This is a genomic window from Halolamina sp. C58 (assembly GCF_051195095.1).
Classification (GTDB): Archaea; Halobacteriota; Halobacteria; order Halobacteriales; family Haloferacaceae; genus Halolamina.
Genome location: NZ_JBNTJY010000001.1, coordinates 362925 through 385683, shown reverse-complemented (window position 1 = coordinate 385683; position 22759 = coordinate 362925). Strand labels below are relative to the sequence as shown.

Genomic DNA, 22759 nt, shown 5'->3' with positions numbered 1-22759 from the left:
CCGTCCGCGCTTCCGCTTGCCGAACGCTTTTCGCGGTGCCGGGGAACCTCGCGGGTGATGAGCGAACTCCCGCTCGACGCGTACTACGACCTCACGCAGATCGGCGAGATCGCCGTCTCCCCCGACGGCGACCGCGCCGCGTTCACCACCAACGAGTCCGACCCCGACGCCGACGAGCCAGTATCGTCGCTGTTCGTCGTTCCCACCGACGGCAGCCGCGACCCGCACCGGCTGACTCGCGTCTCCGGCGCGGGATCGCCGCAGTGGTCGCCCGACGGCGACCGCCTCGGCTTCCTCGCAGCCCGCGACGAGGACAGCGATCTCCGGGTCGGTCGGGAGGAGACAGACGACGAAGACGAGGAGGAGACTGAGCCGAACGGCGCGGGCGGGAACGGAGAGGAGGAGCCGAAGTCCCAAGTCTGGGTGTTCGATCTCGCGCTCGGCGGCGACGCCAGCCAGGTCACCGACTTCGCGGAGGGTGTCCGCGAGTTCGACTGGGCGCCAGACGGCGAGCGCGTCGTCGTCACCGCTCGCGATCCGACCGACGCCGAGTCGGCCTACCTCGACGAACGCCGTGACGGCGGCCCCGTCGAGACCGAGCGCGTCCAGCATAAGCTCGACGGCGCCGGCTACCTCGACACGGTCACCAGCTACCTGTTCGTCGTCGGCGAAGGCGCCGTACTCGGCGACGAGGCCGCGGACGCCGACTCCGCACGGAAGCTCGAGGACGCCTACGGCCGCGGCGCGTTCGAGGGGCTGAGTGGGCTCCAACCCGACTGGGGCGCAGATGGCGAGATCGCGTTCGTCTCCTACCGGCGCGACGATCCCGACAGTACCCTCGAAACCGACGTGTTCACCGTCCCCCCGGACGGGGGCGATGCGACGGCGATCACCGACGGTGGCCTGAACTGCAACAGCCCGACGTGGTCGCCCGACGGGGAGCGGCTCGCGTTCGCCGCGGGCGACGACGAGAACTGGTGTATCCCGACCGAAGCCCGCGTGTGGAACGGCGAGGAGCACGTCTCGGTCACGGGCGATCTCGACCGCACGCTCGCCCGCGGTGCCTCGTTCGAGTGGGTGGACGACGAGCGTTTCTACACGCTGGTCGGCGACGAAGCCCGGACGCGGGTGCTGCGGTGTGACGCGTCCGACGCCGACTGGGAACGCACGTTCGAGGCGCAGGGCGACGACCGCGCCGTGACGGGGCTCGCGATCGGTGGCGGGACCGCGGCGATGGGGCTCTCCCACCCCAGCGAGGGGCACGACCCCTACGCGCTGCCCGTCGACGAGCTGGCTGCCGAGGCGGAGCCCGACTCGCTCACGCGGCTGGCCGAAGTGAACGCCGGCCTCACCGACGAGCACGAGATGCCCGAAGTCCGTCGCGTGACGTTCGAGAACGACGGCTGGGAGATCTCGGGCGTGCTCTACCACCCGCCGGAGTACGAGCCCGGCGAGTCGGACCCGGCGCCGACGGTGTGTGCGATCCACGGCGGGCCGGTGTCCTACGACGAACCCGTGTTCAGCTTCGCCCACGCGGCGCTCACCTCCCGCGGCTACCTCGTCTTCCGCCCGAACTACCGCGGCGGCTCCTCGTTCGGCCGGAAGTTCTGCGAGACGCTCCACGGCCAGTGGGGCACCGTCGAGGCCAGTGACATCGCCGCGGGGATCGAGTCGCTGGTCGACCGGGGCTGGACCGACCCCGACCGCGTGTTCGGCTACGGCTTCTCCTACGGCGGGATCGCACAGGGGTTCCTCGTCACACAGTACCCCGACCTGCTCACCGCCGCGGCGCCGGAACACGGCATCTACGACCTGCGCTCGGCGTACGGGACGGACGACTCCCACATCTGGATGGAGAACGAGTACGGCTACCCGTGGGAGAACCCCGAGGCGATCGACGCCTCCTCGGCGATCACGGATATCGGGAACGTGGAGACGCCGCTGCTCGTCGCCGCCGGCGGGCAGGACTGGCGCTGCCCGCCGTCCCAGTCCGAACAGCTGTACGTCGCGGCCAAACAGGCCGGCGCGGACTGTCGGCTGGTCGTCTACGAGGACGAACACCACAACATCGGCGACCCCGACCGCGCGATCCACCGATTGGAGGAGATCACCGCGTGGTACCGACGACACGATCCCGCAGTCAGCGACTCCGGCGCCGACGATCCACACGATCGCGAACCCACGGAGGAGTAGAGCGAAGTAGTCGGCGCACCCACTCGCCGGCGTGGAACTCCCCGACGACGTTCCCGACACCTGTCCGGTCTGTGACGCGGCGTACGATTCGGTCTCCCGGCACGCCGGGGGGCTGATGGTGTCGCTTCAGGAGACCGAGCGGTACGCCCGGGTCTGTTTCGAACCGGTGACCGTCGACGCCGACGGGCGGCGCGAGGCACGGGTCGACTTCTACCACCACACGCACGACCAGGCCTGACTCACTCGTTCCAGCGCTGGCGTGCCGATTCGAGCTCGGCGTCGCCGCGCTGACCGTGGAGCGTCGGCGAGCCGAAACCGGCGAGCAGAGCGACGAACGTCAGCACCGCCAGCACCGAGAGCAGCGGCGTCGGCTGGCGAAGCAGCGTCGCGCCGACCCCGTGGAGCGCGAGGAGGAACCCGTACACCACGGCCGAAAGCGCGGAGATCAGGGCGCCGACGCCGTCGAACGCGCGGACGGCGTAGCCGAACGTCGCGGCCACGAACACGAACGGCAGCGGCGCGAACGAACGGAGCGCGAAGGTGGGGCTCGTGGCGAGCAGCACGAGCACGAAGAGGAGCGCCAGAAACGGCACGAGCCGCAGGAGCGCCGCCCAGAACGACCAGTAGGTCACCGGCCGCTCGACGGTCAGCCAGCGGTCCACCCGGCCCGGGAATCTCGACACACACGACAACTAGGCGACCAGTCCCTAAAGCGTGACTGTCGGGCTACCCGTCGCCGTTCTCGTCGACGATCACGACCTCGCCGTCCTCGACGCGGACGTTGATGAGCGTCTTGTAGTCGACCTGCTCGTCGAGCTCGTTCTCGCCGGCCTTCTTGATCACCGCCACCACGTCGGTCACGTCGGCGCCGATCCCGTCGAGCGCCTCGCAGATCGCCGAGAGCGTGCCGCCCGTCGAGAGCACGTCGTCGATCACCAGCACCGAGTCGCCGGCCTGCACGTCGTTGATGTACATCTCCGACTCGGAGTAGCCGGTCTGCTGGGAGAGCGACACCTCGCCCTCCAGCCCGTATTCGCGCTTGCGGATCACCACGATCGGCACGTCGGTCATCAGCGAGAGCGCGGTGGAGATGTGGATCCCCATCGCCGCGGGGGTGACGATCTTGTCCACGTCCTCGAGCTCGACTTTCCGGCAGATCTTGATCACGATCTCCCGGAGCAGCCCCGGCTCCAGCGTCGGAACGCCGTCGCTGATCGGATGGACGAAGTACTGGTACTCACCTTTCTCGATGATCGGCGCTTCCAGAAGCGACCGGCGGAGTTGATCCATGTCGCCCGTTCCGCAGGTGGCCGGTAAAACGTGGCGGTCTGCGGCGGGGGGTGGGGGCGAGTTGCACGGTGATTGCCACAGGCCGGCGTACCCCCCGGCCGACACCGGGAAGGGTGAGGCGGCCGAACACCGGGTATGGAGCGTCACTACCTCTCGATGGGTTGGCGGGACGCGCTGTTCGCCCACTGGCCCGTCGACGCCGCGGTCGTCGACGACCGGCTCCCGCCCGGGCTCACGGCTCGGACCCACGACGGCAGCGCGTGGCTGGGGGTCATCGCGTTCGTGATGGAGGAGATCCGTCCCCGCGGCGTGCCGGCGCCGCTCGGACTCACGTTCGGCGAGGCGAACCTCCGGACGTACGTCGCGGGGCCGGACGGCGGCGAGGGGATCTACTTCTTCAACCTCGACGCCGCCGACCGGCTGAGCGTCGGGATCGCCCGGCAGTTCTACCAGCTCCCCTACTACACCGCACACATGGAGATCGATCGGCGCGGCGACGTGCCCGGCGAGACCGGCCCCCACGAGCGGACGGTCGATCTATCCAGCCACCGCGCCCACGCCGGCGTTCCGGACGCCTACCTCGACGCCACCTACGGCCCCGAAGGGGATCGGTTCCGACCCGAGGACGGAACGCTCGAACAGTTCCTCGTCGAGAACTACCGGTTCTACCTCGCGGAGGGGGACGTGGGCGAGCGCGGGGACGGCGGCGATCTCTTCTACGGCGACGTCGCCCACCCGCCGTGGGACCTCTACGAGGCGGATCTGGACCTCCGCTCGACGAACTTCTTCGAGGCCAACGGGTTCGAGCGCCCCGACACCGAACCGCTGGCGCACTACTCGCCCGGCGTCCCGGTGCGGGCCGATCGGATCCGCCGCGTCGACTGATCAGCGGAACGTCTGGAACTCTGCGGTCCGACCGTCGGGGTCGCTCGCGAAGAACTGGTAGATGTCGTACTGTTCGTTCTCGTGTGGTTCCTCGTCGGCAGCGTCGCCCACGCGGTCGTGCATCGCGTCGACGGCCGCGGCGTCGTCGTACACGAACGTCAGGATTCCCTCGGTCTCCGTCGCCTCGGCGTCACAGAAACCGAACCGGAACCCCTCGAACGTGAGGATCGTACAGCCCGTCTGTTCGAGCCAGATCTCGGCGCCGACGGTCTCGCGGTACCAGTCGACGACCGTCTCGCGGTTCTGCGTCCGGAAGAAGACGATCCCACCGGTTCCTTCGGGTCGTTCGGCGGCCATATCCTCGCTGCTCGCGGGCGGCGCATAAATCCCGGGCGACGCGAGCGACGACAATCAGTCCGTGGAAACGGCGTGACCGACGACCGTCAGTCGGTCCGCGGAAAGCGGCGTGGCCGACGACCGTCAGTCGGTCCGCGGCACGGCGTACGTGCCGGCGACGAAGAACACCGCAGCCAGCACCCCGAGCACGGCGAGGTTGGCCAGCGCGAGCGTCGTCGGATCAGTCGCGCCCACGACGGGGACCGAGACGCGCTCGTAGGTGAGGTAGCGCACGCCGCGGGCGAAGTACGTCAGTGGCGAGAGGTTCGTGATCGGTCGGAACCACGCCGGCAGCAGCTCCGGGGTGACGAACGTCTCCGAGAGGAAGAGGAGGGGCAGCGCCACGGAGTTGCTCGCGGCGATCACGCCGTCCTGCGAGTCCGCCAGTCGACCGAGAATCGCCCCCAGCCCACAGAACAGCGCCACGCCGAGCGCGACGAAGGGGATCAGGAGCAGCAGATGCGGGCCGACGGCGATGTTGGCGTCGACGAGCGCGACCACGAGCCCGAAGATCAGCAGCGAGGCGGCGCCGATCACCAGCACGTTCACGAGCGTGTGCGCGAGCAGCCACTCCCAGCGCCGCAGCGGCGTCGTCGCGAGCTTCTCGAAGCGGCTCCCCTCGCGGTGGCGCGCGAACTCGCTGCCCACCCGCGACAGCGGCGTGAACAGCACGACGACGGCGAGATAGCCGGGGAGGTAGTAGCCCGGCGGCTCCGCGAACAGCCCGCCGCCGGTGGGCTGTGTGCCCACGAGCACGCCGAAGATGAGGACGATGATGACCGGGAAGAAGAAGGTGAAGAAGACCGCGGTCCGCCGGCGGAGGAACGCCTTCGCACCCGCGCGGCACTCGCTGCCGATCCGACCGAGGCGGCTCATCGCTCCACCTCCGCGTCGCCGGGCGCCTGCGCGGGCTCCGCGACGCCGCCCTCGCGGAACGACTCGCCCGTGAGTTCGAGGTACACGTCCTCCAACGTCGGTTCGGTCCAAGTGAACGACTCGTACTCGATCCCGGCCGCCGCGAGCGCGTCGACCGCGTCGTCGATCTCCGCGGCGTCGACGTCGTGGAGCGTGAGCCGGCCGGCGGAGGCCTCGACGCGGAAGCCGCGGTCCGCGAGCGGGTCGGCGTCGGCCTCGGTCCGGATCTCGAGCCGGGACTCGCCGCCGTGTTCCGCGATCAGCGCCGGCGGGGAGCCCTCGGCCACGACCTCGCCGTCGGCCAGCATCGCCACCCGGTCGGCAAGTCGCTCGACCTCGTCCATCGAGTGGCTGGTGAGCACGACCGTCGTCCCGGCCGCCGCGAGCTCCTCGATCAGCGTCCAGAGGTCCCGACGGCCTGCGGGATCGATTCCGGTCGTCGGCTCGTCGAGAAAGAGCACGTCCGGATCGTTGACGAGCGTGATGCCGACGCAGGCCCGGCGCTGCTGGCCGCCCGAGAGCGCCTCGTACCACGTGTCCGCCGAGTCGTCGAGCCCGACCTCGGCGATCACCGACGACACGTCGCGAGCCTCGTCGTAGAGGTCGGCGTAGTAGCCCAGCAGCTCCCGGACGGTGAGGCGCTCGGGCGGGGAGAACGACTGCGGGAGGAGGCCGATGCGCGATCGGTCGACGGACTCGGGCGGGCTGCCGAGCAGCGACACCTCGCCCTCGTACTCGGTCGTGCCGGTGAGACAGCGCACGAGGGAGGTCTTCCCCGCGCCGTTCGGGCCGATGAGCCCGAACACCGTCCCGGCGGGCACCGACAGCGAGACGCCGTCGACGGCGACGAGGTCGCCGTAGCGTTTGGTCACGTCGTCAGCGACGACTGCCGCGTCCATGGTCGGGGTGGGCGACGGCGGGAGGAAAAGCGTTCGTTCTCCTCGGGAGCGACGGGCGGGGCGTCAGACCGCGCCGGTCGACAGCGTGACCCGGGCCGGCGTCGGCGTCGGGTAGTCGGCCACCGGGCTCCGAACCGCGACGGACTCGAGCGACTCGGCCAGCCACGACTGCGTCAGCGTCAACGAACCGGTTCGCCAGCGGCGGATTAGGATCGCCGTGGAGAGCGCCCCGCGACCCCACGCGTACACGCCGCCGACCACCGCCGCAGGAAGCTCCCCGAGCCCCATGGCGGCGAGGAACTCGATCCCCCCGATCCACGTGGGCGCGAGCAGCACGACCGAGCCGACGAGCAGCAGATCGCTCGTCGCCCCCGCGTACCCATCGCTCAGCGTCATTCACTCGTGCCGACGGAGTTCTCGGTGATAAATGTTTTGTGGGGGCTATCAGAGACGATACTGGCGGCGTTGGAGTCGGAGCTCAGCCCAGAAACGGCGCCGGGAGGTAGAGCAGTAGACAGGCGGTACCGACCCAGCGGCCGACCTCGTCACGCCGGTAGAACACGCCCGCGACCGCCGCGGAGACGACGAGCATGTACCCCACCGAGAGCAGCGTCGCGTCGAGGTTCTCGACGGCCAGCGGCGCGACTGCGGCGCCGACGCCCAGCGAGAACAGCGGGTCGGTGATGTTCGACCCGAACAGCGTGCCGACCGCGATCCCGCCCCGATCGCGCCGGACCGCCAGCGCGGCCACGACGATCTCGGGCGTCGTCGTCCCGAGGCCGGTGATCAGCCCGAGCAGGTACGTCGGCACGCCGACCGAGACGGCGACGCCGCGGGCCCCCGTCACGAGCAGGTGGCCGCCGGCGACCACCAGCACGATCCCGGCGGCCGCCCAGAGCAGCGGGCGGTCGATCGCGTCCGACTCCGAGAGCCGGGACGCGACGCCGTCGTGGTCGGTGTACGCGTAGCGCACGGCGACGAACCCCAGATACGCCAGCGCCATCAGCACGCCCTGCAGGCGGGTGACCGTCCCCGAGGAGACCGCCAGCAGCATCACCCCCATCGCGACCACCATCCCGGCGCCGTAGGTGGCCACCTCCTCCCGGGTCGCGGAGAGGGGCGCCAGAAGCGCCACGACGCCGATCCCGAGCGTGATCTGGGAGGTGGCGGAGCCGACGACGTGGCCGACGACCAGCGAGCCCTGCCCGTAGGCGGCGCCGTAGATCGCGGTCGCGATCTCGGGCAGCGAGCTCCCGATCGCGACCAGCGTGACGCCGACGAAGAACGTCGAGACGCCCCGTTCGCGGGCGATCGTCGACGCCCCCTGCACGGTTCGGTCGCTCCCGAAGACGAGCATCGCGACGCCGACCACGAGCGCGAGCGTGTCCTGCACGATCCGTTCGGGTCGGGGGACGCCCTCGCGGGGGAAGGGGTTAGCGGTCCGCGGGGCGGACCGTTCGAGAACCGCTCACGTTTCACACCTGCCACCGTGGAAAGAGTTAGGGGTCGAGCGACCAACGTTGGAACGTGACCGACGTAATCGTCGTCGGCGGTGGTCCCGCCGGCCTGAGCGCTGCACTGTTCACCGAGAAGAACGGCCTCGAAACCACGGTGTTCGACACCGACAAGACGTGGATGCACAAGGCCCACCTGTTCAACTACCCCGGCGTGGGTTCGCAGGACGGCACCGCCTTTCTCGACACGCTGCGCACACAGGTCGACAGCTTCGGCGTCGACCGGAAGCAGGGCGTCGAGGTGACGGGCGTGACCGAGTCCGGCGACGGGTTCACCGTGACCACCGAAGAGGGCGAGCACGAGGCGCCGTACGTCGTGCTCGCGACCGGGGCGAACCGCGACCTCGCCGAGGAGCTGGGCTGTGCGCTCACGGACGAAGGCGTCGTCGACGCCGACGTGACGATGGAGACCAGCGTCGAGAACGCCTACGCGACGGGCGCGATGATCCGCGCCGAGGAGTGGCAGGCGGTCATCTCCGCGGGCGACGGCGCCGCCGCCGCGCTCAACATCCTCAGCAAGGAGAAAGGCGAACACTACCACGACTTCGACGTGCCCGCAGACGCCGAGTCGACGTTCGGCGGGATGGTCGACGAGGCGTAGCTACCAGTAGCGGAGCCCGAACTGCGCCTCCAGCAGTTCGTCCCACTCCGCCGGCGTTACCGACCGCGTCTCTTCTTCGCCCGCCCACGTGACCAGCGAGTCCGCGTCGAGCTTGCGGTAGCCCGCCTCGGTCCCGATGCTCACCACGGGGTCGCCGGTGAACGGCGACTCGGGCGCGCTCTCGAGGTAGTCACACGTCGCCCGGAAGTACGACAGCTCCCGGGGCACGTCGCTGAACAGGTAGCGGTCCTGCCAGTCGCCGCCGGGCAGCCGATACTGGGTGAGGTACGTCTCGTCCGGCCGTTCGCTCTCGACGACGCGCCACGCCACCCCCGTCGAGTCGGTCACTACCTCGCCGTCGACGGGGAGCGGGCGCCGCATCGGCGGCGTGCCCATCCCCACGTCGAGCAGGTACCGGCGGTCGAACGTCACGCCGATCGTGTGGTGGTTCGCGGGCGGCCGCCCGGTGCCGTCGTCGCCGACCATCCGTGCCGCGAGCCGGTCGGCGTCGAACCCCAGTTCCCGGAGGAGCCACGTGAACAGGCCGTTGAGTTCGAAACAGAAGCCGCCACGGCCGCGCTCGACGAGCTTCTCGTACAGCGCCGGCAGCGCGAGGTCGACGCCGCTCGCTCGCCACCGCCCGTCGCCGTCGGCGAACGGGTCGCCGACGATCGCGAGGTTCTCGAACGGGACGCTGGTGACGTGTGCACGCTGCAGCCGCCGGGCCGTCCCCAGCGTCGGCGAGAGGCCGGTGTCGACCCCGAGCCGGCCGAGGTAGGGGGCAGGGTCCATCGCCGACGATTACGAGCAGTCCGTCCGCCGGAACTGCGAGAGGCAGTCGAAGTCGGCCCCACAGTCCGCACACTCCCACTGGTCGGTCACGGTGTGGCCGCCGACGTCTTTCGGCCAGTCGGTCATTACTCCTCCTCGGGATGCTCGGCTGTTGAACGTTCCGGCGCCGGCGCGACACGATGTGGAACGTCGCCGTCTCGGCGACGTGGTCAGCCGAACCGAAGAGCCGACACGATGCTTTCGCTCACCGACCGAGCCGGTCGCCGATCGACGCGTAGCCGGCCCGCCGGGTGAGGTAGTAGTACGTCCCCGCGACGATCGCGAGGAGTACCAACAGCACCAGCGGGGAGGCCGGGCCGCTCTGGACGGGTGGTTCCGGCGTCGCGGTCGGCGTGGCGGTCGCCGTCGGTGTCGCCGTCGACGTACTTCACGGTGCTCGAACCGCCCGCGAACGCGAGCTCCGGTTCGTCGTCGCCGTCCAGATCACCGACGCCCGCGACGCCTTTGGCCGTCGTCTCTGTCACGCGTGTCGGCTCGCCCGGATCGGGGCCCGTCTCCACCTTGTAGACGTAGCCGGAGTCGCTGGCGTTGGGGTAGAACACCGCCGCCGTACCGTCGCCGTCGAGGTCGCCGACCCCGATCGCGGACTTCGACGCCCGCGCGCTCTCGGCGAGCGTCGTCGTCGTCCCGTCGGGCTCCGCGAGCTTCAGCGTCCCTCCCGAATCGACGAACGGTGTTTCGAGAACGCCGTCGCCGTCCAGATCGACGGTCCGACCCGTGATCGACGCGTCGACGCCGGTCTGGTGTGTCGTCCCGTCCCGCTCGACGGCGACGAGCTGCCCGTCGCTCCCCACGACGACCGCGTGGACGGCCGTGGGGGCAGACGACGCGGCACCCCCGACTGCGGAGAGTGGCGCCGCGACGGCCGCGACGAGCAGTGCGAACACGAGTAGCGTGGCTCGGAAGCTTGCGTCTCGCACGAAGTGTAGAAAATTACGGATTTCAGACTGATAAGTTTGTTCGCCGTTTCGACTCCGACAGTGGCCGTGATCCGGAGGTAGGGGGCATAATTCATGTATTTCCGGCGAGTGCCGGAGAGTATGGGCGACGACGCGTGCTACCGTGAGTTCTGCCCCGAGTGCGACCTGCAAGTCACGATCGTCGACGGGACGTGTCCCGAGTGCGGCGCCGATCTGGAGACCGAGTAGCGCGGACGGTAACGCTTATTCGTCGGGCGTCTGTCACGCTTCCACAGTGATCCGCCCGTCGAACGCCACGCAGTCGCAGGGATGAGCCTCCCAACCACGATCGGCGGCGTCGCCCTCGCGTTCGCCGGCTACCCCGTGGCCCGCCGTCTCGGCGGGCGGTTCGGCGTCCCCGCGGTGTTGCCGGACGACGAGACAGTCCGCGAGGATCTGCTGAAGTGGCTCGTGACGGGCGCGCTCCTCGCGTACGTGCTCGTCGTGGAGACCGAACCGCTCGGCTCGCTCGGTGCGACGCTGCCGCCGCCGATACTCCCGGGGAGTGGCGTCGGCGGACTCCTCGCCCTCCTCGGCTGGTGGGCCGGGGGCGTCGTGGGCACGGTCGTGCTCTCGACGGTCGCGTACAACCTCTTCCGGCACGTCGACTGGGACACCTCGGAGGAGTTTACCGACGAGCAAGCCGACCGTCCCACGGCGCTGTTCCTGTTCACCGGGATCACCGCCGGGATCACCGAGTCGGTGCTGTATCAGGCGTATCCGATCGAACGGCTCGCCGCGCTCTCGGGGTCGGTCGCCCTCGCGGGCGTCGCCTCGTGGCTCGCTTTCACCGCGGTCCACTACGCGACCGACCGGTTCTCACTGCAGGCGACCGTGTTCACGAGCGTGCCCGCGCTGGCGGTGACCGCGCTGTACGTGCTCTCGGGCAGCGTCTACGTCGTCGTGCTCGTCCACGCGACGGTGAACGCGCTGAGTTTCCTCTCGCAGTAGAGAAGCGGTAGCAGCGCCGGTTCGGTGCCTGCGCGACGGAGGGCGCAGGCGCTCACGCGCCGTCGCTGGTTACAACACGATCACGGCATCGGCTCCGAGCGAGCGGCCGACGCCGCTCGCCGGTCACGTGCCGTCACCAGAAATCAGAGATTTCTGGTTGTCACCGGAAGCCGGCGGCTTCCGGTTGCCCGAGGGACGTAGTCCCTCGATGGCAGACGAGAGTCTCTGACTCTCGTCGACGTGATCGACTATAGGTTGCTCGCGCCGGCCCCACCCTCGATCGGGAGCGCGACGCCGTTGATGTAGGAGGACTTCGGCGAGGAGAGGAACGCGACGGCGTCGCCGAGCTCCATGGGGTCGCCGATGCGCTCCAGCGGGATACCCTCGCCCCAGTCGGCCAGCCCCTCCTCGTAGTCCTCGTAGTCGCCGCGGTCGACCGCCTGCTCGACGAGCTCCTCGATCCGCGAGGTCTCGTGGGGGCCGGGCAGCACCGCGTTCGACCGGACCTCCGGGCCGAGCTCCTGCGAGAGCGTCTTCTCCAGTCCGATCACGGCCATGCGGACGGAGTTCGACAGCACCAGCGAGTCGATCGCCTCCTTCACCGAACGGGAAGTGATGAACGTCATCGTCCCGTGGTCGGACTCCTTCAGGTGCGGCGCCGCCGCCCGGACCGTCCGGACCGCGCTCATCACCAGCAGGTCGAACGCCTCGTACCAGTCCTCGTCGTCGGTCTCGAGGAACGCGCCGCTGGGCGGGCCGCCGGCGCTCGTCACGAGGGTGTCGATCCCGCCGAACTCCTCGACCGTTCGCTCGACGAGGTGTTCGATGTCGTCCTTCTCGGTCAGGTCGCCCTGCACGCCGACGACCTCGCCGTCGCCGGCGGCGTCGATCTCCGCGACGGCCTCCGCGAGGCGGTCCTCGTCGCGGCCGTTGACCACGACGTTCGCGCCCTCGCGGGCCAGCGCCGTCGCCGACGCCTTCCCGAGACCGCTGCTCGATGCCGTCACCAGTGCGCTCGTGTCCTCGAGTTCCAGATCCATACCGTCCTCTCCGCTCGGGGAGAACTTAAACCCGACTCGCTCCGGAAACGCCTGCGGGGTTCTCCGAGCAGAGTTTTTCGGCAAGCCTAAACCATCCCGTCTCCTCCGAGGAGCCATGAGCGAGTACACGCTCGCGGACGTGAGCGTCGTGATGGGGAGCTACAACGAGGCCGAGGCGATCGGGCCGGTGCTGGAGGACATCGACGAGGCCACCGACGGGCAGGCGGAGGTCGTGGTCGTCGACAGTTCGAGCGACGGCACGGCCGATATCGCCCGGGATCACGGCGCGACCGTGATCGAGCAGGAGCCACAGGGGTACGGCTACGCGGTGTGCAAGGCGCTGCTCTCCGCCACGAACCCCGTGCGGATCACCACCGACTGCGACGGGACGTACCCGATGGAGCGCATCCCTGACTTCCTCGAACTGGTCAACGAGGGGTACGACGTGGTCAGCGGCGACCGCCTCTACCACGGCGCGGACACGATGCCGACGCTGAACCGCTTCGGGAACTACGCGTTCGCGGGCCTGTCGAGCGTGCTCTCGGGGGAGTATCTCCACGACGTGACGACGGGGATGCGCGCGTACCACGAGGACGTGATCGAGGAGATCACGTGGACCGAGAACACCGGCCTCTCGGCGGAGCTGCTGATCCGGCCGGCGATGCGCGGCTACGAGATCCGGGAGGAACCGATCGCCTACGACGAGCGACTCGGCGAGACGAAGCTCGACCCGTTCTCGGGCGGCGCGGAGATCGCGGGGTCGATCCTCCGGGTGTGTGCCGAGGAGCGCAAGCGCCAGTTGGCGGGGCTGTTCTAGGCGCCTCCGTAGCGACGTTCGGTTCTCTCGGGCCGAGTAGCGGCGGATACGGCTGAACGTCGGTCTCGTCGACGACTCGACGATACGACTGAATGGAGTGTCTACCGTCCATTATGGAAAATAGTTATTACACTGTGTCAAATATACCTGACACAGAATGCCGAAACTGCAACGGGATGGTCCGATCGCGGTCGCAGTGGTCGGGATGGTGCTCGCGACTGTCGGCGCGGATCTGGTGTCGTCGCCGGATCTCGCGCTTTGGCTAGTGATCGGCGGCTCCGCGCTCACGTGGGGGACGCTCCTCGTGATGGGGCTGTTCGTCGACGACAGGGTGTGGGGCCGCCTGATGAGCGACGAGCGCATGAACCGGATCACCCACCGGGCGGGCGCCGCCGCGTGGCTCTGCACGCTGGCGACGCTCGTCACGCTGGCGCGGGCAGTCGACTACTCCCCCGTGGGCGTCTCGACCCAGAACGCGCTGCTTGCGGCCGCGGCAGTCGCGATCGCGGCGTTCCTCGGGTCGATGGGGTACCACAGCCGGCGGATGTGACCGATGGAGAACGATCTCAAAGTCTGGCGGGCGAAAGCTGACGTGACTCAGGAGGAGCTCGCGAAGGAACTCGACGTGGCGCGACAGACGATCAACGCGATCGAGCGCGGGCGGTACGACCCCTCGCTCGAACTCGCCTTCAAGCTCGCCCGCTACTTCGACTGCTCGATCGAGGAGATATTCACGTACGAACCGGACGACAGCTGATCCACCCAACTCACGATGCCCTCCACCAACGACAGTTCGAACGGACAGTCCGACAGTCACTCCACCCTCCGCCCGATCGGCGCCGCCGTCGGACTGGCGGTGGCGGGGTTCGCTGTCAACGTCGGCGGCGGCTTCGTCGGCGGCGTGATCGCCGCCCTCACCCTCGGCCCGGAGGCAGTCCTGAACGACAGTACGCTCCGGTTCGCGCTCGGGCTGCCCGGGCAGGTGCTCGTGTTCGGGTTCGCCCTCGGCTACCTGCGCTGGCGGTCGCTGGATCTCCCCGTGAGCCTGCCGTCGCGAAACCAATCGCTGCTCGTCGGCGCGAGCGTGGTCGCGTCCGTCGCCGCCGCGTTCGGACTGACGTTCCTCCGGGAGGCGCTCTCGGGCGGCGTCACGTCGACGATCGGCGGGATGGTCTCGGCGACCCCGGCGCTCGCGCTGTGGATCGGCGTCGCGTCGGTCCTCCTGATCGCCCCCGCGGAGGAGCTCCTGTTCCGGGGGGCCGTGCAGGGCCGCCTCGGCGAACAGTTCGGCACGTGGCCGGCGGTCGCGGGCGCGAGCACGCTGTTCGCGGGGTGGCACCTCCTCAACTTCGACGGGACGGCGCTCGGAACGCTGCTGGCCGCCGGGGTCGTCGGCGCCGTCTCGCTGCTGTGGGGGTACGCCTACGAGCGCACCGAGAACTTCGCGGTTCCCGTTCTCACGCACGGGCTGTACAACCTGACGCTGATGGCCATCGCGTACGCGCAACTGACCGCGTAGTCACACGAACACAGTCACCTTCCAGACCGATGTCCGAACGTTCGCTTCCGAAAGTCGGCGTCGACGAGCGAGTCGAGATCGCGCTGTTACTGATCGCCGTCGCGGCGGGCACGACCGCCGCGTACTACACCGGCCAGACCGGCGAGCCGCATCCCCTGTTCGCGGTCTGTGCGGGCCTGACTCTGTTCGTGCTCTTGTTCACGGCCGAAGAGTAACACCTCCGGCGAACGAACAGTTTCACGGGGCGACCGCACGAACGAGGGCACGTGCCCCGCGACCAGTTCCTCCCCACCAGACTCCTCCTCCTCGTCGCCCTCCTCGTCGTGCTCCCAGCCTACGGCCTCTACACCGGCGACATCGCCGTCCTGTGGACTGCACTCCTCCTCGGCGGCGCGCTGTTCGTCTGGAAGTGGCGCTGGTGGTGGACGCCGATCCGGGCGTACGTCGCCCCCGGCACGGAGCAGCCGTAGCTCGCGAACTACTCCGAAACTGCCGTCACCGTCGTGTTCGCGAACTGCCCGGGCGGCGACGGCCCGAGCCCCGCGGGCACACAGCGGTCCGGCACGGGACAGCGCTCGCGAGTCGCCGACAGCGCGCGCACCTCGTCGCCGCCGGTGTCGATCGGGAACACGAGCTGGTAGCTGAATCCCGCGCTCGGGCCGGTGGAGACGAACACCGTGACGGTGAGCTCGTCGCGGTCCTCGACCGCGAACGTCCCCGCACTCCGGATCCCCTCGCCGGCGAGCCGCGCGCCCGTCTCGTTCACCGTCAGCGTGAGCCGGAGCGTCCCCTCGCTGGCGTTGGCGGCGGCGTACGTCTGCCCGGCGTCGCCGCCCGCGCGGATCGACACCGACTCGGCCGCGGCGGGGATCCCGACTGCCGCGTCCAGCCGGACCGACTCGCCGGAGACGCGTTCCACGGGGCGGAGTTCGGCAGTCACGCTCTCGCCGTCGACGGGGTTCCACGCGCCGCGCATCACGTAGCGGCGCAGTTCGTGGTCCGGGTTCGCGGCAGCCACGTCGAGCTCGTCGTAATCACCCAGCGCGTACAGCGACGGCCCGTCGAAGTCGGGGTCGTTCCGCACCGCCTGGAACGGGTGGTTCAGCCACGGGCCGTACACCGGCGTGAGGAAGGTGAGCGTCTTGTCGTCGGTCTGGTTCCCCCCGATGGCCGCGTTACCCATCGAGAGCCCGCCCTCCTGCTCGAACGGCTCGTAGGCGGCCGCGAGCTCCTCGCTGATCCCCGCGTTGTGTGTCAGCGGGCGCTCCGCGGCGTCGGCCGCGACCGGGGCGCCGACCCCGGCCGCGACGATCACGACGGCGACGGCGACCCGCCCTGCCGTGAAGGCGTCGGGGAACCGCGGAGCGGCGAGACTCCCCAGTCGATCGGCGGCCCACACGACGGCGACCGCGCCGAACACTGCCGTCGGGACGAGCACGTCGTAGTGGTAGTACGGGCCGAGGCTGTGGATCAGACCGTCGTCCTGCACCGTGAGCGCGCCGAGGATGTTGAAGTTGCCCCAGAACGCGACGTTGCCCGCCGCGATCGAGACGAACATCCCGGCGACGACCGCGCGCCGAGCGACGAGCGCGGCCGACGCGCGCTCGCTCGCGTCCCGAACGCGGCCGAGCACGGCCGAGCCGACGGTCGCGACGACGCCCGCGGCGGCGAGTCCGGCGCCGACGATCCCCATCGCGACCCACTCGGTGAACAGCTGTGAGAGCACGCGACGGTTCGACTCGATCCCAAGTTCGAGCGTGTAGTTCTCCTCGTGGCCGAGGATCTCGCGGTGGCCGAAGCCGGGGCCGTCCTCGGGCGCGAACGCCTGATACGGGAACACGAACGGCTCGCCCGTGACGAGGACGTTGTAGCCCAGCGCGACCAGCACGCCGACGGTTCCCAGCCCCGCGGTGAGGAGCCGGCGGACGAACAGTTCCTGCTGAGTGTCGGTCACGTCCTCGAACGGCGTCCGCCACGCGCCCGAACGGAGGAGCGTCACGACCGCGTGGAGGATGAAGGGCGACGCGAACAACACGGCGGTGTACGGGCGGGCGAAGAACGCGATCGCGATCGCGCCGCCGGCGATCGCCGCCATCCGCCGGCTGCTGGTGCGCTCGCCGCGGAGGTACGCGACGGCGAAGCAGAGTTCGAACGCCGCCGTCACCGCGTACGGGAGGTACACCCCCGAGTGGACGAGAAAGAGTGGCGACGCGAGCACGAGGACGCCCGCGACGGCGCCGACCCGCCAGTCGAACAGTTCGCGGGCCAGCGCCGCGGTGCCGGCGACGACGCCCGCCGAGATCCCCGCGAGCGCGATGGGGTACCCCCCCAGCACGCGCCCCAGCGCGAACACCGCCGCGGGCACGGGCTGGTACTTCGAGTACAGCCCCTGCTCGCTCACGACGAAGAACCACGGGTGGAACGGCCCGTCGACGGGCGGTCGGAGGAACAGCCGTCCCGAGAGCAGCATCTCCGCCTGCTGCAGGTAGACGCCCTCGTCGTGGTTGATCGAGTGGTACGGGAAGACCCGGGTGGCCACGAGGAACGAGACGACGGCAGCGACGAACGCGAGCAGGAGGATCGCGACACGGCCGCGGTCGAGGCGGTCGCGGGCAGCGTCGACCGCGGCACGGAGTGTCGCAGTCGCGGCGGAGTCGGCTGGCTGCCCGGACATCTACGCCGCGGGGTACCAAGCGAGGGTGTGGTCGGCGACGAGACGGACGCGGACGCGCTCGCCCACGTCGACCTCCTCGGCGTGGTTGTGCAGACAGCGCACCACGGGGCCGTCGTCGAGTTCGACGTGGTAGACGAACGAGGGGCCGGTGTACTGGCGGCGGATCACCTCGCCGTCCGCGGTGGGGGCCGACGGCGTCCCCGCGTCGGCGACCGAATCCGTCGGCGCCCCCCCGTCCGCGCTCGCCCGGACGGCCTCCGTCTCGGCGGAGATGGGGCCCGCCTCGCCGTCGACCGGCGCGAGCCGGAGGTCGTCGGGGCGGACCAGCACGTCCACGTCGGCGCCGATGTACTCGTCGGTGACGCCCTTCAGCAGGTCGCGGCCGTAGGAGCCGATCGTGGTGTCGACGGAGCTCTCCGTGATCTTCCCGGGGACGAAGCTCGCCTGCCCGAGGAAGGAGGCGACGAAGCGGGACTCGGGGTGTTCGAACAGCGACTCCGGGCTACCGACCTGCTCGACGTGGCCGTCGGACATCACCGCCACGCGGTCGGAGATCGACAGCGCCTCCTCCTGATCGTGGGTGACCGAGACGGCGGTGACGCCGGCCTCGTTGAGGATCCGGGTCACCTCCTCGCGCATCTCCACGCGCAGGGCCACGTCGAGGTTCGAGAACGGCTCGTCGAGCAGGAGTACGTCCGGCTCGGGGGCGAGCGAGCGCGCGAGCGCGACCCGCTGGCGCTGGCCGCCGGAAAGCTCCGTCGGGGAGCGATCGCCGTACCCTTCGAGGCCGACGAGTTCGAGCAGGTCGGCGACGCGCTGCTGTGCGGCGTCGCCGTCGCGGTCGTCAAGGCCGAACGCGACGTTCTCGGCGACCGAGAGGTGGGGGAACAGCGCGAACTCCTGGAACACCATCCCCACGTCGCGCTCCTCCGGCGGGACTTCGCGGCCCTCGCCGGCGACGACCTCGCCGCCGACGCGGACGGTGCCCTCGGTTGGGGATTCGAGGCCGGCGATCGTGCGCAGCGTGGTGGTCTTCCCACAGCCCGACGGCCCGAGGAGCGTGAGCAGTTCGCCCTCCCGGACCGCGAGATCGACGCCGTCGACGGCCCGCTCGCCCGCGAACTCTTTCGCGACGTTCGACAGTTCGAGCACCGTCTCGGCGTCGTCGTCGACGCTCGCGTCCGCCCGCTCGGCTGCTCGCTCCGCCGCTCGCTCGTCGGTCGTGGGGGTGTATTCGTTGCTCATTGATCGCGTCCCTGAACGAGGAGGGGGATCATCGAGAGCCCGGACACCACCACCAGCACCAGCGCCGGCAGCGCCGCCCGGCCGTAGTAGCCGCCCTCCTGAACTCGCCAGATGTACGTCACCAGCGTTGTAAACCCTGTCGGGTGGAGGATCAGCGTCGTGTCCAGCTCCTTCATCGTCGTGAGGAAGACCAGCGCCGCGCCCGCGAGCACGCCCGGCGCGATCAGCGGGAGCGTCACCCGGCGGAACACCCGCCGCGGCGGCTCGCCGAGCACGCGCGCCGCGCCGAGCAGCGAGGGGTCGACGCCGAGCACCGACGACCGAGTCGCGCCGACCGCCTGCGGCAGGAACCGCACGACGTAGGCGAACACCAGCAGCGGGAGCGACTGGTACACCGCCCGTGCCGCGGCGGGGCCGAACCACTCGGCGAGCTGATTGCTGCTGAAAAAGACCAGCGCGAGCGCGAGCACGACCCCCGGCATCGCGTAGCCGAGATACGTCGCGCGCTCGGTCAGCCACGCGAACGTCGACCGCGAGCGGCCGGAGTAGTACGCGACGGGGATCGCCAGCGCGAGTGTCACCGTCGCCGCCAGTGCTGCGACGTAGACGGAGTTGAGCGCGAACGCCGCCTCGAACGCGCGGCCGCCCACCTCGTACTCGAGCGCCTCGGCGCGGACGAACCACATCGTCAGGATACCGACCGGAAGCACGAGCGTGAACGTCGACACGAGCGCCGGCAGGAGCATCGCGACCCACCGGAACCGCCCCAGCGAGATCAGCACCGACGACGAGGAGGCCGCGCCGTAGCCCGAGTCCTCGCCGCTGCCGATCCGGGACTCCAGCGCGACCACGACGGCGGTCACGGTCAACAGCTGCAGCGACAGCAGCGTGGCGTTGTTGCGGCCGTCGCCGAAGCTGTTGAGCTCGACGTAGATCATCCGGGTGAACACGTCGTACTGCATGATCGTCGGCGTCCCGAAGTCAGACAGCGCGTACAGCGCGACCAGCAGCGCGCCCGCGGTCACGGCGGGCAGGATCTGCGGCAGGATCACGCGCCGGAACGCCGCGACGTAGTCGACGTTGAGCGTGCGCGCGGCCTCCAACTGGGTCTCGTCGAAGGAGAGCAGCGCCGCGCGGGCGGTGAGGAACACGTACGGGTAGACAAAGAGCGTCAGCACCAGCGCGGTGCCGCCCAGCCCGTACACCTCGGGGATCCCGACGCCCAGCGGCGCGAGCGCGTCCGCGAGTTCGCCGTCGGGGCCGAACGCCGAGACGTACGCGAACGCGCCGACGTAGCTGGGGATCACCAGCGGGAGCGCGATCACGACGGTCCAGAACCGCCGGAACGGCAGGTCGGTCTGGACGGTCAACACCGCCAGCGGCACGCCCAACAGCACCGAGGCGGTCGTGACGACCGCGACGAGCGCGAGGCTGTTGGCGAACACGTCGCCCGAGGTGCGGAGCAGCGACTGTGCCTCCGCGAGCGGCACCTCGCTCGCCCGCAGCAACAGCCAGAGCAGCGGCGACAGCACCGCGGCTGCGATGGCTCCCGAGAGCAGGACGAGCGGCGTCGAAACGCCGTCGTCGCCCAGTCCGAGGAACCGGCGAGCGAACAGCCGGAGGCGTCCCTCCGGCTCGCGAGTGGTGTCGCCGGCGGCGCCCATTACAGAACGCCCACCTCACGCATGAGTTCGACCGTCGGGCCGATGTTCGAGAGCTTCGCGAGGTCGAACTCGGGCGGGTTCAGCTCGTCGATGCGCGGCAGGTCGCCCACCGGCGGCACGCCGGGGATCATGGGGTAGGCGTACGCTCGCGTCGCGAAGTACTCCTGAGCCTCCGCCGAGAGCAGGTGGCGGACGAAGGTCCGCGCCAGCTCCTGCTGGGGGCTCGGCCCCAGCACCGCGGCGCCGGCGACGTTGATCAGCGCGCCCGCGTCGCCGCTGGTGAACGCGAGGTCGATCGGCGCGTTCGGCCGCGCGGCCTGCACGCGGAGCGCGTAGTAGTGGTTCGCGAACCCGGCCTGAATCTCGCCGTCGGCGACGGCGTTGGCGACGAAGAACTCGTTCGCGTACTCCGTGATGCCGGCGTCGACCATCCCCTGCAGCCACTGGCGGGTGGCGTCCTCGCCCTCGATGATCCGCATCGCGGTGATGAACGCCTGGAACGCGCCGTAGGTCGGCCCCCAGCCCATGTTGCCCGCGATCCCGGAGTCGGGCAGATCCATCACGTCGTCGGGGATGTCGCTCTCGTCGAGGGCCTCCGTGTTGTACGGGATCGCCCGGGCACGGCCGGCGGTCCCGACCCACTCGCCGTTGGGGTGGAACTCGTCGGGCACGGGGTCGGTCACCTCGCTCGGGAGCTCGCTGGTCAGGTCCTCGGCGGCGACCGCGGCGAGCGAGCCGGCGTCGACCGACCAGAACACGTCCGCGGGCGTCGCCGACCCCTCGGTGATGATCGTGTTCGCGGCGTCGGCGGTGCCGGAGACACGCGGCGTCGCCGAGAAGTCGGGGTAGATGTTCTCGAGCTTGTTGATCAGGTCGCGGTAGAGCCCGCCTTCGCCGCCGCCGAGGTAGATCGTGAGCTCGCCCTCGAGATCGGGCAGCTCCTCGATGCGGGTGCCCCCGATCTCGTCGCGGCCCTGCGCGAGCACGCCGGAGCCGCGGAACTCCCCCAGCTCGGCGCCGAGGCTCCCGTCGCCGCCCCCTTGCGTCGGGGTGTTGGTGCCGTCGCCCGGCGTGCCCTCGGTCGCGGTCCCGTCGCCGCCGCCACAGCCGGCGATGCCGACGAGGCCGGCACTCGCCAGCGTCCCGAGCAGCCGGCGCCGGCGCTTGGAGGTCGGTTCGTCAGTCATCGGCGGGCACCTCCACGGTCTCTTCGGCAGTCGGTTCGATCGTGTCGAGACAGTCGATCCAGTCGTTCATGTATTCACCACAGTAGTTCAGGAACTCGCCGTTGTTCCACTCCTCGAAGTCGCCGGTCGCGAGCGCCTCGGCCATCGCCGCGAACGCCTCGCGGTAGCTGTCGGCGTCCGCGCCGGCGTCGTCCAGCACTTCCCACACGTGTTCGTTGAGCTCGAGGCCCGCGACCTCGTTCTGCAGGTCGTCGAACGTCGAGCGCGGCGCCTTGTTGTGCTCACACAGCGGACCGCCGTTGTACACCTGCTTGCCGAGCACGTCGGCGGCGCGCTTGAGGAACAGCCCCGACCAGATGTCGTCGAACCGCCCCACGTCCCAGCGGTTGTCGTCCATCGGTAGCTGGTAGAACGCCGGGATCACTTCCCGTCGGAACGCGAGGTTCATCGAGCAGACCGTGAGGTACTGCCCCTCCGCGGCGACGAAGTCCTCGCCGAAGTCGTCGGCGCTGGTCCGGGTCTGGGCCTGCCCCTGCAGGTCGCCGTCCATCAGGATCCGCACTGCGTCGAGGTCGGGGACGTTGGTCCAAAGACCCTGCGAAGCGACCACGTCGTCGACGTGCTCGGTGTCGCGCTCGACGTCCTCGTCCATCGCCGCGTAGGGGTACCCCCGCGGGTAGAGGTCGCCGTCGGCGTCGTCGAGCACGTTCACCCACGACTCGTCGGAGGCGCGGGACTCGATCTCGCCCTCGAAGGCGAGGTTCTCCATGTGGGTGCCGAAGAAGTCCTCGTCGTCGTGGGGGAGCGTGTCGTCGTCGATGAACACGCCGTAATCGAACCGCTCGTTGGCCCACATGTACAGCAGACCGAACGAGGTCTGGGCGTGGCTGGCCTCCGGAATGAGGTGCGAGTACTCGCTCGCACCCTGCTCGGCGAACCACTCCTCGCGGGCGGTGCCGTCGAAGACGGCGCCGTCGACGCCGAGATCGTCGAGCATCGCCGCCATCCCGTCGGTGTCACAGAAGTCCTCCGTGACCAGCACGACGAACAGGCGGTCGGTGTCGAACCCGTGTTCGCGGGCGTTCGCGACGTACTCCTCCATACACTCCCACTCCCGGATCGTCGGGACGATCACGCAGATGTCCTGCTCACTCATTG

At 69.9% G+C, this 22759-nt stretch carries 26 protein-coding genes; 11 read left to right on the top strand and 15 right to left on the bottom strand.

Features of this window, described 5'->3' with window-relative positions; all coding sequences use genetic code 11:
- Positions 1-57 precede the first annotated feature (57 nt).
- Together ACQUSM_RS02120 and ACQUSM_RS02115 are read left to right on the top strand one after the other, a co-directional pair.
- Positions 58-2193, top strand: coding sequence for a prolyl oligopeptidase family serine peptidase (locus tag ACQUSM_RS02120; RefSeq protein WP_435115238.1), 2136 nt, complete (start codon positions 58-60; stop codon positions 2191-2193).
- Positions 2194-2224: 31 nt separating this feature from the next.
- Positions 2225-2431, top strand: a complete 207-nt coding sequence (locus tag ACQUSM_RS02115; RefSeq protein WP_435115237.1) for a hypothetical protein — start codon at positions 2225-2227, stop codon at positions 2429-2431.
- A 1-nt stretch (position 2432) separates the two neighbouring features.
- Here ACQUSM_RS02115 and ACQUSM_RS02110 read toward each other — a convergent pair whose 3' ends face one another.
- Entirely contained in the window at positions 2433-2876 is a 444-nt protein-coding gene (locus ACQUSM_RS02110; RefSeq protein ID WP_435115236.1) for a hypothetical protein, read from the bottom strand.
- Positions 2877-2919: 43 nt separating this feature from the next.
- Complete coding sequence (gene hpt / locus ACQUSM_RS02105) at positions 2920-3483, bottom strand: hypoxanthine/guanine phosphoribosyltransferase (protein WP_435115235.1); 564 nt, start codon at positions 3481-3483, stop codon at positions 2920-2922.
- Between the two features lie 135 nt (positions 3484-3618).
- On the opposite strand from hpt, the gene ACQUSM_RS02100 reads away from it, so the two are divergent.
- Entirely contained in the window at positions 3619-4368 is a 750-nt protein-coding gene (locus ACQUSM_RS02100) for a YqjF family protein (RefSeq protein WP_435115233.1), read from the top strand.
- Here the strand turns inward: ACQUSM_RS02100 and ACQUSM_RS02095 are convergent, their stop codons facing one another.
- The 5 genes from ACQUSM_RS02095 to ACQUSM_RS02075 form a co-directional block, all read right to left on the bottom strand.
- Positions 4369-4725 carry a VOC family protein gene (locus ACQUSM_RS02095; RefSeq protein WP_435115232.1) on the bottom strand — a complete coding sequence of 119 codons (357 nt, stop codon included), beginning with the start codon at positions 4723-4725 and terminating at the stop codon, positions 4369-4371.
- Positions 4726-4848: 123 nt separating this feature from the next.
- Complete coding sequence (locus ACQUSM_RS02090; protein WP_435115231.1) at positions 4849-5640, bottom strand: ABC transporter permease; 792 nt, start codon at positions 5638-5640, stop codon at positions 4849-4851.
- Entirely contained in the window at positions 5637-6578 is a 942-nt protein-coding gene (locus ACQUSM_RS02085) for an ATP-binding cassette domain-containing protein (protein WP_435115230.1), read from the bottom strand. Before ACQUSM_RS02085 ends, ACQUSM_RS02090 begins: the two co-directional genes overlap by 4 nt.
- Before the next feature lie 63 nt (positions 6579-6641).
- On the bottom strand, positions 6642-6974 hold the full coding sequence (locus tag ACQUSM_RS02080; protein ID WP_435115229.1) for a hypothetical protein: 333 nt from the start codon (positions 6972-6974) through the stop codon (positions 6642-6644).
- Between the two features lie 82 nt (positions 6975-7056).
- Complete coding sequence (locus tag ACQUSM_RS02075) at positions 7057-7971, bottom strand: sodium:calcium antiporter (RefSeq protein ID WP_435115228.1); 915 nt, start codon at positions 7969-7971, stop codon at positions 7057-7059.
- A gap of 134 nt (positions 7972-8105) precedes the next feature.
- Between ACQUSM_RS02075 and ACQUSM_RS02070 the strand changes: the two genes are divergently transcribed.
- Positions 8106-8693 (top strand): FAD-dependent oxidoreductase, encoded by a 588-nt coding sequence (locus ACQUSM_RS02070; protein ID WP_435115227.1) that lies wholly within the window; start codon positions 8106-8108, stop codon positions 8691-8693.
- Here ACQUSM_RS02070 and ACQUSM_RS02065 read toward each other — a convergent pair whose 3' ends face one another.
- Together ACQUSM_RS02065 and ACQUSM_RS02060 are read right to left on the bottom strand one after the other, a co-directional pair.
- Entirely contained in the window at positions 8694-9485 is a 792-nt protein-coding gene (locus ACQUSM_RS02065; protein WP_435115226.1) for an arylamine N-acetyltransferase family protein, read from the bottom strand.
- A gap of 209 nt (positions 9486-9694) precedes the next feature.
- The gene (locus tag ACQUSM_RS02060) at positions 9695-10465 is read right to left on the bottom strand and encodes a hypothetical protein (RefSeq protein ID WP_435115225.1); all 771 of its coding nucleotides are present in this window, start codon (positions 10463-10465) and stop codon (positions 9695-9697) included.
- A gap of 309 nt (positions 10466-10774) precedes the next feature.
- Between ACQUSM_RS02060 and ACQUSM_RS02055 the strand changes: the two genes are divergently transcribed.
- Positions 10775-11455 carry a CPBP family glutamic-type intramembrane protease gene (locus tag ACQUSM_RS02055; protein WP_435115224.1) on the top strand — a complete coding sequence of 227 codons (681 nt, stop codon included), beginning with the start codon at positions 10775-10777 and terminating at the stop codon, positions 11453-11455.
- 248 nt (positions 11456-11703) lie between these two features.
- On the opposite strand, the gene ACQUSM_RS02050 is transcribed toward ACQUSM_RS02055, so the two are convergent.
- Positions 11704-12495 carry an SDR family oxidoreductase gene (locus tag ACQUSM_RS02050; protein WP_435115223.1) on the bottom strand — a complete coding sequence of 264 codons (792 nt, stop codon included), beginning with the start codon at positions 12493-12495 and terminating at the stop codon, positions 11704-11706.
- A 115-nt stretch (positions 12496-12610) separates the two neighbouring features.
- On the opposite strand from ACQUSM_RS02050, the gene ACQUSM_RS02045 reads away from it, so the two are divergent.
- From ACQUSM_RS02045 to ACQUSM_RS02020, 6 genes are all read left to right on the top strand, one after another.
- A complete protein-coding gene (locus tag ACQUSM_RS02045; RefSeq protein WP_435115222.1) occupies positions 12611-13312 on the top strand; it encodes a dolichyl-phosphate hexose transferase in 702 nt (233 codons plus the stop codon).
- Between the two features lie 157 nt (positions 13313-13469).
- Positions 13470-13862 carry a hypothetical protein gene (locus ACQUSM_RS02040; protein ID WP_435115221.1) on the top strand — a complete coding sequence of 131 codons (393 nt, stop codon included), beginning with the start codon at positions 13470-13472 and terminating at the stop codon, positions 13860-13862.
- Positions 13863-13865: 3 nt separating this feature from the next.
- On the top strand, positions 13866-14069 hold the full coding sequence (locus tag ACQUSM_RS02035; protein WP_435115220.1) for a helix-turn-helix transcriptional regulator: 204 nt from the start codon (positions 13866-13868) through the stop codon (positions 14067-14069).
- Positions 14070-14084: 15 nt separating this feature from the next.
- Complete coding sequence (locus ACQUSM_RS02030) at positions 14085-14831, top strand: CPBP family intramembrane glutamic endopeptidase (RefSeq protein ID WP_435115219.1); 747 nt, start codon at positions 14085-14087, stop codon at positions 14829-14831.
- Positions 14832-14860: 29 nt separating this feature from the next.
- Complete coding sequence (locus ACQUSM_RS02025) at positions 14861-15046, top strand: hypothetical protein (RefSeq protein WP_435115218.1); 186 nt, start codon at positions 14861-14863, stop codon at positions 15044-15046.
- Positions 15047-15097: 51 nt separating this feature from the next.
- The gene (locus tag ACQUSM_RS02020; RefSeq protein ID WP_435115217.1) at positions 15098-15301 is read left to right on the top strand and encodes a hypothetical protein; all 204 of its coding nucleotides are present in this window, start codon (positions 15098-15100) and stop codon (positions 15299-15301) included.
- Between the two features lie 8 nt (positions 15302-15309).
- On the opposite strand, the gene ACQUSM_RS02015 is transcribed toward ACQUSM_RS02020, so the two are convergent.
- Genes ACQUSM_RS02015 through ACQUSM_RS01995 form a run of 5 tightly spaced genes read right to left on the bottom strand, consistent with a single transcriptional unit; the run spans position 15310 to position 22757 of the window.
- Complete coding sequence (locus ACQUSM_RS02015; RefSeq protein ID WP_435115216.1) at positions 15310-17505, bottom strand: ArnT family glycosyltransferase; 2196 nt, start codon at positions 17503-17505, stop codon at positions 15310-15312.
- A complete protein-coding gene (locus ACQUSM_RS02010) occupies positions 17506-18750 on the bottom strand; it encodes an ABC transporter ATP-binding protein (protein WP_435115215.1) in 1245 nt (414 codons plus the stop codon). It abuts the gene before it with no gap.
- On the bottom strand, positions 18747-20414 hold the full coding sequence (locus ACQUSM_RS02005; RefSeq protein ID WP_435115214.1) for an ABC transporter permease: 1668 nt from the start codon (positions 20412-20414) through the stop codon (positions 18747-18749). The genes ACQUSM_RS02010 and ACQUSM_RS02005 overlap by 4 nt, the downstream gene beginning before the upstream one ends.
- On the bottom strand, positions 20414-21601 hold the full coding sequence (locus tag ACQUSM_RS02000) for an extracellular solute-binding protein (protein WP_435115213.1): 1188 nt from the start codon (positions 21599-21601) through the stop codon (positions 20414-20416). Before ACQUSM_RS02000 ends, ACQUSM_RS02005 begins: the two co-directional genes overlap by 1 nt.
- Complete coding sequence (locus ACQUSM_RS01995) at positions 21594-22757, bottom strand: alpha-1 4-glucan-protein synthase (protein ID WP_435115211.1); 1164 nt, start codon at positions 22755-22757, stop codon at positions 21594-21596. Before ACQUSM_RS01995 ends, ACQUSM_RS02000 begins: the two co-directional genes overlap by 8 nt.
- Positions 22758-22759: the final 2 nt, after the last annotated feature.

Bases quoted from the DNA above. Each gene is read 5' to 3' on its own strand.
- ACQUSM_RS02100 (WP_435115233.1), top strand. From the start codon at position 3,619: ATGGAGCGTCACTACCTCTCGATGGGTTGGCGGGACGCGCTGTTCGCC.
- ACQUSM_RS02030 (WP_435115219.1), top strand. From the start codon at position 14,085: ATGCCCTCCACCAACGACAGTTCGAACGGACAGTCCGACAGTCACTCC.
- ACQUSM_RS02025 (WP_435115218.1), top strand. From the start codon at position 14,861: ATGTCCGAACGTTCGCTTCCGAAAGTCGGCGTCGACGAGCGAGTCGAG.
- ACQUSM_RS02035 (WP_435115220.1), top strand. From the start codon at position 13,866: ATGGAGAACGATCTCAAAGTCTGGCGGGCGAAAGCTGACGTGACTCAG.
- hpt (WP_435115235.1), bottom strand. From the start codon at position 3,483: ATGGATCAACTCCGCCGGTCGCTTCTGGAAGCGCCGATCATCGAGAAA.
- ACQUSM_RS02055 (WP_435115224.1), top strand. From the start codon at position 10,775: ATGAGCCTCCCAACCACGATCGGCGGCGTCGCCCTCGCGTTCGCCGGC.
- ACQUSM_RS02000 (WP_435115213.1), bottom strand. From the start codon at position 21,601: ATGACTGACGAACCGACCTCCAAGCGCCGGCGCCGGCTGCTCGGGACG.
- ACQUSM_RS02080 (WP_435115229.1), bottom strand. From the start codon at position 6,974: ATGACGCTGAGCGATGGGTACGCGGGGGCGACGAGCGATCTGCTGCTC.
- ACQUSM_RS01995 (WP_435115211.1), bottom strand. From the start codon at position 22,757: ATGAGTGAGCAGGACATCTGCGTGATCGTCCCGACGATCCGGGAGTGG.
- ACQUSM_RS02010 (WP_435115215.1), bottom strand. From the start codon at position 18,750: ATGAGCAACGAATACACCCCCACGACCGACGAGCGAGCGGCGGAGCGA.
- ACQUSM_RS02120 (WP_435115238.1), top strand. From the start codon at position 58: ATGAGCGAACTCCCGCTCGACGCGTACTACGACCTCACGCAGATCGGC.
- ACQUSM_RS02040 (WP_435115221.1), top strand. From the start codon at position 13,470: ATGCCGAAACTGCAACGGGATGGTCCGATCGCGGTCGCAGTGGTCGGG.
- ACQUSM_RS02005 (WP_435115214.1), bottom strand. From the start codon at position 20,414: ATGGGCGCCGCCGGCGACACCACTCGCGAGCCGGAGGGACGCCTCCGG.
- ACQUSM_RS02065 (WP_435115226.1), bottom strand. From the start codon at position 9,485: ATGGACCCTGCCCCCTACCTCGGCCGGCTCGGGGTCGACACCGGCCTC.
- ACQUSM_RS02090 (WP_435115231.1), bottom strand. From the start codon at position 5,640: ATGAGCCGCCTCGGTCGGATCGGCAGCGAGTGCCGCGCGGGTGCGAAG.
- ACQUSM_RS02015 (WP_435115216.1), bottom strand. From the start codon at position 17,505: ATGTCCGGGCAGCCAGCCGACTCCGCCGCGACTGCGACACTCCGTGCC.
- ACQUSM_RS02085 (WP_435115230.1), bottom strand. From the start codon at position 6,578: ATGGACGCGGCAGTCGTCGCTGACGACGTGACCAAACGCTACGGCGAC.
- ACQUSM_RS02045 (WP_435115222.1), top strand. From the start codon at position 12,611: ATGAGCGAGTACACGCTCGCGGACGTGAGCGTCGTGATGGGGAGCTAC.
- ACQUSM_RS02050 (WP_435115223.1), bottom strand. From the start codon at position 12,495: ATGGATCTGGAACTCGAGGACACGAGCGCACTGGTGACGGCATCGAGC.
- ACQUSM_RS02095 (WP_435115232.1), bottom strand. From the start codon at position 4,725: ATGGCCGCCGAACGACCCGAAGGAACCGGTGGGATCGTCTTCTTCCGG.